The organism is Saccharopolyspora sp. NPDC002376, assembly GCF_053593195.1.
Genome location: NZ_JBSFBZ010000001.1, coordinates 184,802 through 194,206 on the forward strand (window position 1 = coordinate 184,802; position 9,405 = coordinate 194,206).

The 9,405-nt window shown below is 65.1% G+C and carries 12 protein-coding genes; 10 read left to right on the forward strand and 2 right to left on the reverse strand.

Annotation, left to right across the window (positions count from 1 at the left end; translation table 11 throughout):
- Positions 1-32: 32 nt before the first annotated feature.
- From ACWCO2_RS01070 to ACWCO2_RS01100, 7 genes are all read left to right on the forward strand, one after another.
- Positions 33-1,376, forward strand: coding sequence for a hypothetical protein (locus ACWCO2_RS01070; RefSeq protein WP_450125642.1), 1,344 nt, complete (start codon positions 33-35; stop codon positions 1,374-1,376).
- Positions 1,376-1,798 (forward strand): hypothetical protein, encoded by a 423-nt coding sequence (locus tag ACWCO2_RS01075; RefSeq protein WP_450125643.1) that lies wholly within the window; start codon positions 1,376-1,378, stop codon positions 1,796-1,798. The genes ACWCO2_RS01070 and ACWCO2_RS01075 overlap by 1 nt, the downstream gene beginning before the upstream one ends.
- The gene (locus ACWCO2_RS01080) at positions 1,798-2,343 is read left to right on the forward strand and encodes a hypothetical protein (RefSeq protein WP_450125644.1); all 546 of its coding nucleotides are present in this window, start codon (positions 1,798-1,800) and stop codon (positions 2,341-2,343) included. The genes ACWCO2_RS01075 and ACWCO2_RS01080 overlap by 1 nt, the downstream gene beginning before the upstream one ends.
- 16 nt (positions 2,344-2,359) lie before the next feature.
- Positions 2,360-2,779, forward strand: coding sequence for a hypothetical protein (locus ACWCO2_RS01085; protein WP_450125645.1), 420 nt, complete (start codon positions 2,360-2,362; stop codon positions 2,777-2,779).
- A 16-nt stretch (positions 2,780-2,795) separates the two neighbouring features.
- Entirely contained in the window at positions 2,796-4,352 is a 1,557-nt protein-coding gene (locus tag ACWCO2_RS01090; protein ID WP_450125646.1) for a hypothetical protein, read from the forward strand.
- 86 nt (positions 4,353-4,438) lie between these two features.
- Positions 4,439-4,636 (forward strand): hypothetical protein, encoded by a 198-nt coding sequence (locus ACWCO2_RS01095; RefSeq protein ID WP_450125647.1) that lies wholly within the window; start codon positions 4,439-4,441, stop codon positions 4,634-4,636.
- 344 nt (positions 4,637-4,980) lie between these two features.
- Positions 4,981-6,576, forward strand: coding sequence for a hypothetical protein (locus ACWCO2_RS01100; protein WP_450125648.1), 1,596 nt, complete (start codon positions 4,981-4,983; stop codon positions 6,574-6,576).
- Here the strand turns inward: ACWCO2_RS01100 and ACWCO2_RS01105 are convergent, their stop codons facing one another.
- Entirely contained in the window at positions 6,577-6,846 is a 270-nt protein-coding gene (locus ACWCO2_RS01105) for a hypothetical protein (protein ID WP_450125649.1), read from the reverse strand. It abuts the gene before it with no gap.
- 44 nt (positions 6,847-6,890) lie between these two features.
- On the opposite strand from ACWCO2_RS01105, the gene ACWCO2_RS01110 reads away from it, so the two are divergent.
- From ACWCO2_RS01110 to ACWCO2_RS01120, 3 genes are all read left to right on the forward strand, one after another.
- Positions 6,891-7,727 (forward strand): metal-dependent hydrolase, encoded by an 837-nt coding sequence (locus ACWCO2_RS01110; RefSeq protein ID WP_450125650.1) that lies wholly within the window; start codon positions 6,891-6,893, stop codon positions 7,725-7,727.
- Positions 7,724-8,014 carry a DUF1883 domain-containing protein gene (locus tag ACWCO2_RS01115; RefSeq protein WP_450125651.1) on the forward strand — a complete coding sequence of 97 codons (291 nt, stop codon included), beginning with the start codon at positions 7,724-7,726 and terminating at the stop codon, positions 8,012-8,014. The genes ACWCO2_RS01110 and ACWCO2_RS01115 overlap by 4 nt, the downstream gene beginning before the upstream one ends.
- Positions 8,015-8,240: 226 nt before the next feature.
- Positions 8,241-8,981 carry a hypothetical protein gene (locus ACWCO2_RS01120; protein WP_450125652.1) on the forward strand — a complete coding sequence of 247 codons (741 nt, stop codon included), beginning with the start codon at positions 8,241-8,243 and terminating at the stop codon, positions 8,979-8,981.
- A gap of 224 nt (positions 8,982-9,205) precedes the next feature.
- On the opposite strand, the gene ACWCO2_RS01125 is transcribed toward ACWCO2_RS01120, so the two are convergent.
- Positions 9,206-9,364, reverse strand: coding sequence for a hypothetical protein (locus ACWCO2_RS01125; RefSeq protein WP_450125653.1), 159 nt, complete (start codon positions 9,362-9,364; stop codon positions 9,206-9,208).
- Between the last annotated feature and the right edge of the window lie 41 nt (positions 9,365-9,405).

Consider the following 9,405-nt stretch of genomic DNA (forward strand, 5'->3'; position numbering starts at 1 on the left):
GCAACAACCGACTGCAGGACAAGGAGAGTCCAGTGAGCACCCTGATCAACGCCGCCACCTTCTACGTGGTCATCTCGGCGGTGGCCCTAGTGGTGCTCGTGGCGCTGGCCGGGGTGCTCAGCTACCTCAACAAGCGGACCACGAAAGCCACTACCCGCAAGCGCGGCCGAATTCTCGTATGGGGAACCGCGCTGGGCGCTTCGACTGTTCTCGCGATCGTCGTGGTGTTCACCCAGGTTCCGTTCTACGAGGACCTGTTCAAGGAATCCGCCAAGCCGCTGCCTGAACTGTTGCCGTGGCTGAACCTCGTCTTCCTCACCCCGATCGCCCTTGAAAGCCTGGCGTGGGTGTTCACCGTCATGAGCGTCTTCGCGGTCGTCAACAACAAGCCGTCTGCCCGCTACGAGCGGTTGATGTGGGCGCTCTCGTCGATCGCCGCCTTGGTAAACGCCGGCCACAACATCTCGACCGGCCAGGCCGTGACGGGGCTGGTGCTCGGCGGGTTCAGCGTCGCCGGCCCGCTGATGGTGCACTACGCGCTCCGGTGGGACCGTGACGCGCAGTCCGACTGGAACGCCGACGACTTCCGGCGAGCCACGATCGCTCGGGCCGTGTTCGTTGCTCGCCGCGGAGCTCAGATTGTGCGGCACCCGATCAACTCGTGGCGCACCGTCTCGATCGCGACGAACCTGAACGCCCCCTGGAACGTGGCTTACCGGATCGCGCTGCTCGATCAGTACGACGCGGTGAAGGCCGTGCTGCAGACTCAGTTCGAGCGTGCACTGCCGTCCACCGAACAGCCCGAGCTGGAGCGTGCGCACGAGGATTCCGAGGACGTGCGCGACGAGCCGGGCGCCGACATATTCCCGGTGTGCACCGATCCACTGATCGCTGACCTGCGCGACGCGAACGACCCGGGTGCACTCTTCGCCGCCTGGGGATTGCCCGACACCAGTGCACGGCAGGAGACCAGCAAGAACGACCGTGCACAGGATGGCGTGCACAGCTCGGGAGACGAGCGTGCACAGCGTGCAGGCGACACCGTGCACGGCGCGCACGACACCAGTGCAGACGACACCAGCAGCAAGGTGCAGGGGAGTGCACGGCAGCGTGCACGACGCAGTGCACCGGCCAAGGCGAAGCGTGCACAGAAGCCCGAGGAAGACGGTGCACGGGAAGTCGTGCACGCCCACGCGGAGCGACAGGAGCACATCGCTGCACGGCACTGGTGGGAGTGCACGAACAACGGGATCGACCCGCGTGCACGCACTCGGCAGGAAGTCGCCAACGAGCTTGGTATCAACGTCACTGCCGTGAGCCGCGGCTTCAAGATGGCCGAGGACGGCACCTTCCCGAACCCGGGCGAGGTGCCGTGATGAAGACCGTCCGTCTCTCCCGGAAGGAACGCCGCGCCAACCGATCCGCCGCATTCCACGCGGACCGGGCCCGCAAAGCGACTTCCTCGATCGCGTCCTTCCGGGCAGCAGCCGATGCGCTGGTCAGCGCAGCGAAGCACGCCAAGGTCAACCGCACCGCTCGCGACCTGCGCGAACAGATCGCCGAGCACGTCCACCAGGCGATGGACAAAGCCGGCGTGCAGGGCAAGAGCCGAGACCTCTACCTGCAGAAGCTCGCCGAACCGGGCACCGAGGTGGAGCGGCTAGGTCGGGCGCTGATGTGCCTGCAGGGAGCCATCAAGCAGTTGCCGGACACCGAACGTGACCGGCTGATCGAGCACTACATCACCCACTTCGAGAACGAGAAGAACCGCATCAACGCGTTAGGAGGTGTCCGGTAATGGCGATCCCCAACCCGTGGTCCGAGCCCGAGAACGGCTCTGAGAGCGGCAAAAACGAGGACCACTGTGCACGGGAGCGCGAGCGCGATCACGCGGGCGCGCGAGAGTACACGGTTGATCAGGGTTCCGCCACTGAGGACACCGCGGACAACCTCGTGTTCCTCCCGCGTAGAACCACCGATGGCACGGACGGTGACGGCGCCCCCACCGCGGAGCTCGAGGTCCGTCCCGCTCCAGGCGCGCTGGCCAAGTTCGGAGATGTCTCGAAGGCCTGGGGATCTGACGCGTGGGAGACCGCGAAGCGCGGCCTGGACAAGACAGTCTGGACTGAGCGGCCAGCGTCGCTGCGGGACATGTACGTCCGCATCCAGCGAGCTGAGTGGGCCGGCGACGTCAAGGTTCTCCGCACCGTTGGCACCTGTCTTGGATACCTCTGCCTCGTGCTGACCGCGATCGGTCGCGGGGCCCTGTGGCCGCTTGCTCGCCCCGCGCGACTTCTCATCACCACCGCAATCGTCGTTCTGATTGCCGTTCTGGCGATCTGACTCGAGGAGCACCGCCATGTTCACTGATATCACGGCAAACATCGTTGGCCTTGCGCTCGCCGTCGCGCTCTTTCTGATCATGCGCCGGACTAAGAAGATGAAGAAGAAGCCCGGTCTGTTGGTCCCGGCTTTTGCGTTCTGCACCGGTGCCGTATTGGCTTCAACCTTCATCGGCCCTTGGTTCGCTGGCTTCATCGCAGGATTTGACCGAGCTGTTGGTGTGATCGTTGCTGCGGCTGCGCTCGTCTTGGCCTTCTGCATCTTCGCGGATCTCAAGGACGGCAACATGGATGTTAAGGCAACCAGCACTGGTCTCATCGTCTTGCCGATTCTGGCCCTCGGCGGCGTCGGGATTTTTCCGGACGCTCTGTCTGCGATCACTGGAAATGCTGGCGGTGCCATCGTGTCCGTAATCGGCCCGTTGATCGGGGGCTGACCAAATGTTGTTGATATTGGCCATGGTGGTATCCGCAGCCGTCACGCACGCCTGGCACAACGGGAAGTCCCGGTCCGCGGCCCGATGGGAAGAAGCGAAGCGCCGTGCCGCGGACGCCGCTGCCAACCGTGAGCAGAAGAAGCAACAGCGTGCAGCCGAGTGGGACGCTAAATTCGATGCCGCGATCTCCAAGGGCCCCCGGCATCCGCTCTGGTGGGGCTACGCGGCGGGGTATCTCGCTGGCGGTGCCATCACTGCTGTTGGTGCTGGCCTGGTCGGCGCCTACTCGGGCGCGATCGCAGGAGGGAAAGCGGGCCACCGCATCGGCTTAGAGGCTGGCCGGAAGGGCCGGAAGTTCGGCGATGCGTGGGGCGATGCCTGGAGGGAATGGCAACACCAACGTTCGAGCCAGGCGGTCGATCTCGCGCAGTGCGCCCGCTGCAAGGGCTGGATCACCTCGGATCAGTTGACCCGAACCAACAAGGACAACCGGCTGTGCCCGGACTGCCTGCCGGGCCCGGAGCAGTGGACAGATCCGGCGGACGACGAACCCGAGGATGTCGTCCACCAGCGGCGCCCTGGGGATGACTTGCCGCCGCGGTGCGCGAACGCCTGCGGGCTCCTTGCTCGTGAGGGGCGCGAGTTATGCGCTGCGTGCCAGATCGAGGAGATCAACAGGCTGGAGCGGAGGGCCGCGCGTCGGCGAGCCGAGCGGGCGATCTGTTCGAAGTGCCACCGAGAGTTTCCGAGTGCGGAGCGGCACAGGATCGAAGTTCCTGGCTGGACCAGCTGGGCGTGCCGGGAGTGCTGCCAGCAAGAAATCGAAAGCCGGCTGGCGAACAAGCAGCAGGGGCAGTGCAACGGCCGTTGCCAGAACTCGCTTCTCAGCCCCTCGGAAGCTATGGAGCGGGGCCTGTGCCCTGACTGTGGTGGCCGCGGCGACTTGATCAGCAATTTCGGCGGGAAGCACAGGCACAACACCTGCCCGAATTGCAAAGGCTCAGGGAAGTACAGGAGCGGCGGTAGCGCAAGGGAGAAGTTCGTCCTGCGCTGCAGCTGCGGCGCCCCGGCCGTCCCAGGTCGGTTCATGTGCGGCAGGTGCTTCCAACAGCACCAGAAGGCCAAGGCAGCCGAGAAGCAGCAGGCCGAGCAGGAGCAGAAAGGCCCAATCCGGGTGACCGCTGAGCGGATCTACCCGGAGAAGGAAGAACACCCCAAACCGAAGGAGATCGCGAACACCATGACCGCTATCGAGCCCGCCCGCGTCAACGACGTCGACAGCTCCGGTGAGGGCTACGCCACCACCGTGTCGGCGATGGAAAGCCTGGTGTCCCTCATGGGCGAAGTCCGAAACCGCCTCAACGATCTCAATGAGCAGCTGACCGCGTCCTCGTTGGACGCCGACACGCTCAGCAAGATCAGCGACCTGAGCGACGAGATCGAGTCCGTCGAGGACAACGCCAAGTCGCTCCACCAGCACGTGGAGTCTCGCCACCAGGGCTTGGCCGCCGCTACCAGCGAGGCCGGCGGATCGCAGAACGTCGCGACGAAGACTTGGTACGACAACTACTGATCTGCCGGGTGTGTGTCCTACCCCGGCATTGGTCGGGGTGGGGTGCAGACCCGGACAGGCCAGGTCTAGCAGACGGAGGGAGCGGCATGTCCATCATCAAAGAACTCGAGGAGCACGGCGTCATCTCGGTCGAGGTCAACACTGTGTCAAGCACCTGCTGGGACGTGTACGTCGAGCCCGGCGAGTATTGGGACACGGTGCCCGGAACTGATTTGGCGGAGCTCCGGCGCCGCGGTACGACAACGATTCTGCGCCGCGACACTCGACAGGAGTGGGCGGGATGACCGCGACCACCCAGGCTGACTCTGGGGCGACCACCGCCCCGGAGTCCCAGCCCACCGTGACACTGCAGGAGTTGCGACAGGAGGGCATGCGCCTGGCGAAGCGCTGGCGGTTGCAAGCCACCCCGTTGGTCGCGATGGCCGCCACCCATGCCGCGGGTGCTGCAGCCGCCGAGATTGACGGCCCCGCAGCTCTGTTGCCGGTTGCAGCTGGCTGGGGCGGCGCCGCTGGTGCCTACACCTACGCACACCGCCGCGCCGGTCGCTGGGGGCGGGTGTACGCGGGCATTTCCGCAGTCGCCTCCGCGATGTTCCAAGCCGGCATCGGCGTCGCGGGAGGGAAGTCGGTGACCGCCGCCCTGATGTGGGGTGCTGGTTGTGCACTGGCTATGCCGTGGTGGCTGCGGCACAGCGAGCGTGACCCGGATGTCACTGCAGAGTTCGCCGCTCCGGTGAAGCAGCTGGAGTTGCCTGCTGCTGAACCCGTCGAGCAAGTTGAGAAGGTCGAGCTAGACCACCAGGTGAGCGACGAGCGGGTGGCGTTGTGGGACACCCATCTCGGAGCCAATGGCAAGCGCCTCGCCGGTTCCAACCTCACCGACGTCCAGCCCTTCGACTTCGGCTGGACCGGTGTTGTCGAGCTGCAAACCGGGGACCACTGGCACCAGATCATCGGCGTCATCAAGACCGTCGCCAGCGTCTACGACCTCCCCGACGGGCGCGTTTACCCCGAAGCCACCGGCACCTCGGTTCGTCGGGCCAAGCTCACCGTCATCGAACGCGACCCACTGGAGAACGTGCGTCGTTGGGAAGGCCCCGGGTTGGACGAGCGAGGCTCGTTCCCTCTCATGACGCCCGCTGATGGCGGCGAGATGCTGCGATATCAGCTCTGGAACCCCGGCGAGGGTGCGTCGCACGGGCTGATCTCGGGAGGGACCCGCTCCGGCAAGTCGAAGGTCCTGGATGTGGCCCTGACTGAGTGCGGAATTTCCCCGATCGTCCGACCGATGATCATCGACGGCGGTGGCGGAGGCTCGCTGCCGCAGTGGCTTGGCCGGGTCGACGAGTACGCGTCAAACCTCAAAGACGCCAAGGAACTCGTTCGCTACCTCCTCGACTTGGCGGCGTGTCGTCGCCCTGCACTGATCGATCAGGGTGGTGGCTCGATCGAACCGTCTGAGGAGCATCCGCTCGTGCCTCTATTCATCGACGAGGCGCACGAGTTCCTCATGGCGGACAAGGAGTTCGTCCGGCTCTGCGAGCGGTACGCACAGCAGCTGGCGAAGTACGCCTTCGGCTTGCACCTTGCGACGCAGGTCCCATCAATCGAGCAGCTCGGCGGCTCGGGAGCGCTCCGTGGCCAGCTCAAGACCGGCACGATCGTGGCGCTGCGCATCACCGAGGGCTCGAACCAGTCGATGATCTCGGTAGGACACCCACTGCCGGAGAAGCTCAAGGATTTGCCGGCCGAGTTCCCGAACGGGCAGAAGACCCGCGGTCTCGGTTACGTGATGACCGCGGAGCGGAAGATCCGGTCGCGAGCGTTGCTTCTCGAGAACCCGCAGGAAGCGCCGTACGTCAACGTCCCGCTCGAGGCTGCTCTGCGGGGCGTTCCGGTGCCGGCGATGTCGGCGCCGGGAAGCGACCAGCCGACCACTGATGACGCCGAAGCGAGTGCCGAAGTTCTCGAGGCAGTCCTCGATGCCGTCGCCAGCGGCATCGACGCCTCTGATGTTCCCGGCCTGATGGAAGCAACCGGCTTCACGCTGGAACAGATCAAGCATGCAGTCCGAAAGTCACGCAGCAGCACCGGAACCAAGGCCTCGGCGGATGACTTGGCCGCGCAGGCACTTGCCGAGGGATGCGCAAAAAACCCGGTCGCCGTCATGCAGGCAACCGGGCTCTCGATGAAGGACGCGCGCGAGGCGCTGAAGGCCTTCTGATCAGGTCAGGATGTAGAAGGACTCGACCAGCTTTCGCAGCTTTACCGGATCCGAAGGCATCCCCGGCGGGTGCGCTTCGGTGACCGTCAACAGCACGTAGCGGCGCTTCACCTTGTCCGACGCCCCATTGCTGTTTTCCAGCCATGGAACGAACTGGCGCATCAGGTGATCAACAGCCGGCTTGTCGTGAACACCGGACACGGCGATCGCGGCCCGCAGCCCGATGAGCTTGTCCATCTCTTCGTCGTTGACGCCGGCCAGGTTCTGCACGTCGTGATTCAGGGACACACCAACAGAGTACGAGGAGCAGCGACATGATGAACGGAGGCCACGCTGCGACAGGCGCATTGGCAGGGGCACTCACGAGCTCAACAATCGGAACCCTCACCGGCGCCGAGCTTGGCGTAGCTGGAACCGCGGTCGGTGCGTTACTCGGCGCAGGCGCCGCACTGCTGCCCGACTTGGACGCCGATGGCGCAACCGCATACCGCTCGGGCGGCCCCGTTACCGCAGTAGTGGGGGAGACGTTCCAGTGGCTCGCGCGCGTCGCCTACAGGTCAACACGACTTCCCCACGACCCGCCCGGCGACGGCGAACACCGCGGCCTCGTCCACACCCCGCTGTTCGCCGCGGCACTCGGCCTGCTCGTTGGAATCGGCGGAGCCATCACACCGCTGGTCACCATGGCAGTCCTCGTGCTGGTTCTCGCTCCAGGAATCGGCGCCCTCTCCCGATCAGGACCGCAATGGATCCGACGCCGACTCCACACCCACCGGGACATACCGGCGCTCCTGGCAGCGGCCATCATCACCGCCGCTCTGACAGCAGCGGGCGCGATCAACGACCTCGGATGGTGGGCTGGCGTGAGCATCACCGTCGGCATGATCGTGCACTCCGCCGGCGACTCAGCCACCCGAAGCGGAATCCCATGGTGCTGGCCCATCCGCCGGCGCTGCGTAAAGTGCGCACCGTCCGCAGAATGCGAAGGCTCGCGCTGGCGACGCAGCCACGTCCTGCCAAAGGCGATGCGGTGGCGAGTCGGATCTCCAACAGGCAAGAGCATCGAGCGAATCATCGAAGTGGTGTGCCTCGTCGCGGTTGGTGCGCTGCTGGTCCCAGACCTCGCTGCGTTGGCGGAGGTGGCTCGGTGAAGCCGATCCGGTACAAAGACCCCGTGGAACACCTCTACTGGAACCTTGGAGATCGTGCAGGCGGAGCCCGCTTCGAGGTGGGGCTGAAAGGATCGCCCGCCAGAGTCATCCTCGTGGACAGCGACGAGCACCAGGCGTACCTCGATGGCGATGAATATGAGTATTTCGGCGACTTCTACGACGTCACGCCCGTCGTTCTGGAGGTGCCCTACGACGACCATTGGTATCTCGTCGTCGACAGCAATGACCAGAGGATCAAGGTCAGCGTCACCGAGATCTTCGACTGATCCCGCCCCGCTCGTCCCGACGTGAATGCGCGAACGCCCTGGCCTGCGCGGTCGGGGCGTTCTACTTTCGGCCGGTTGTCCTCACTCGATTGCTACCGTCCGAACAGGTGATCTGATCACGAGGGGGTAGCGCGTGGGTACGTGCATCACGAGCTGCGGACGGCCAGTCGAGGACGCGTTGCTCTGTTCGGGTTGCTGGGGCGAAGTCGAGCAGACGCTGCGTTTGGTGTCGTGGCTCGCCGAGGAACTGCAGGTGACCATCACCAAGCAGGCACGCACCGCCCGCGGCATCGGTATTGCGACCCGTGCCTCCGAAACCCCGATCCTGTTCCACGCCGAAGCCCGCGAACGCCAAGATGAACTCCGCGACGTTCTCGTGGCGTGGGTGCGAACGCTGTGGGAGTCCTACGGCGCCGGCACCTACGACTCCGACAACACCCTCACCGGACTCGCCTCGTGGTTACTTCGGCACCCAAGCTGGTGTCGCTCGCATCCCGCCGCCGATGAGCTGTGGGACGAGATCCGCGACTCCGTACGCCGCGCCGTCCAGATAATCGATCTCGCTCCCGATCGCGTGTTCCTCGGCGTCTGCGACATCCGGCAGGAGGGCGGCACTGTTTGCGAAGGGCTGCTGTACGCCCGCGAAGGACGCCGATTCACTCGGTGCCACGGGTGTGGAACGGAATGGGACGTCGACCAGCGGCGCCGCTACCTGCTGGGGCGGATGCCGCATCGCCTGGCGAATTCGGTGCAGATGTCGCGCCTGCTTGCGTCGCTCGGGATGGAGCTCGCGTCGTCAACGATCCGCACATGGGCGCGGCCTCGGACCGTTGGGGGTGAAGCGCAGCCGCCGCGGTTGCCAGCGCGAGGGCAGGATGAGAAGGGGCGCCCGCTGTACATGGTGGGGGATGTCCTGACGATCCTGTTCCCAGCGGCCGATCACGATCTGGCGAAAACCGCCGCGTAGCGGTTGTGATCGGAATTCGCTTGCGCTAAGTCGATCTCGACAGTACCTTGGAGTTAGATCGAGATCCGTATAGCTTGATCCCCCCCAGAGAAGAAGCCCCCTTGAAGCCTTTAGTGGCTCGGGGGCTTCTCTCGTTCTTGCTCCGTCGCTGCCGTAGGCACCGAGGCACATCCTCGTCGACGTCGGAGAGCTGGCAGGCCGGCCGTGGCCAGCACACATACGACCTAGCCGCGCCACCATGTGTCGCCGCAGGTAGTGCACGCCATGTCTCCGGTCTTCTCGCTGTTCATGAAGCGCTCCCTCACAGTCTTGGGGTGGTCGCAGGGCGGGTTGCCTTTCGCGATCCAGGCCGCACGCAACTTCTTGACTTCTTCGATGTTCATGGGGCTCCTCTAAGCGTCGTGGCGCGGTATTGCTCCGCCTG

Bases quoted from the DNA above. Each gene is read 5' to 3' on its own strand.
- ACWCO2_RS01075 (WP_450125643.1), top strand. From the start codon at position 1,376: ATGAAGACCGTCCGTCTCTCCCGGAAGGAACGCCGCGCCAACCGATCC.
- ACWCO2_RS01080 (WP_450125644.1), top strand. From the start codon at position 1,798: ATGGCGATCCCCAACCCGTGGTCCGAGCCCGAGAACGGCTCTGAGAGC.
- ACWCO2_RS01085 (WP_450125645.1), top strand. From the start codon at position 2,360: ATGTTCACTGATATCACGGCAAACATCGTTGGCCTTGCGCTCGCCGTC.
- ACWCO2_RS01095 (WP_450125647.1), top strand. From the start codon at position 4,439: ATGTCCATCATCAAAGAACTCGAGGAGCACGGCGTCATCTCGGTCGAG.
- ACWCO2_RS01110 (WP_450125650.1), top strand. From the start codon at position 6,891: ATGATGAACGGAGGCCACGCTGCGACAGGCGCATTGGCAGGGGCACTC.
- ACWCO2_RS01125 (WP_450125653.1), bottom strand. From the start codon at position 9,364: ATGAACATCGAAGAAGTCAAGAAGTTGCGTGCGGCCTGGATCGCGAAA.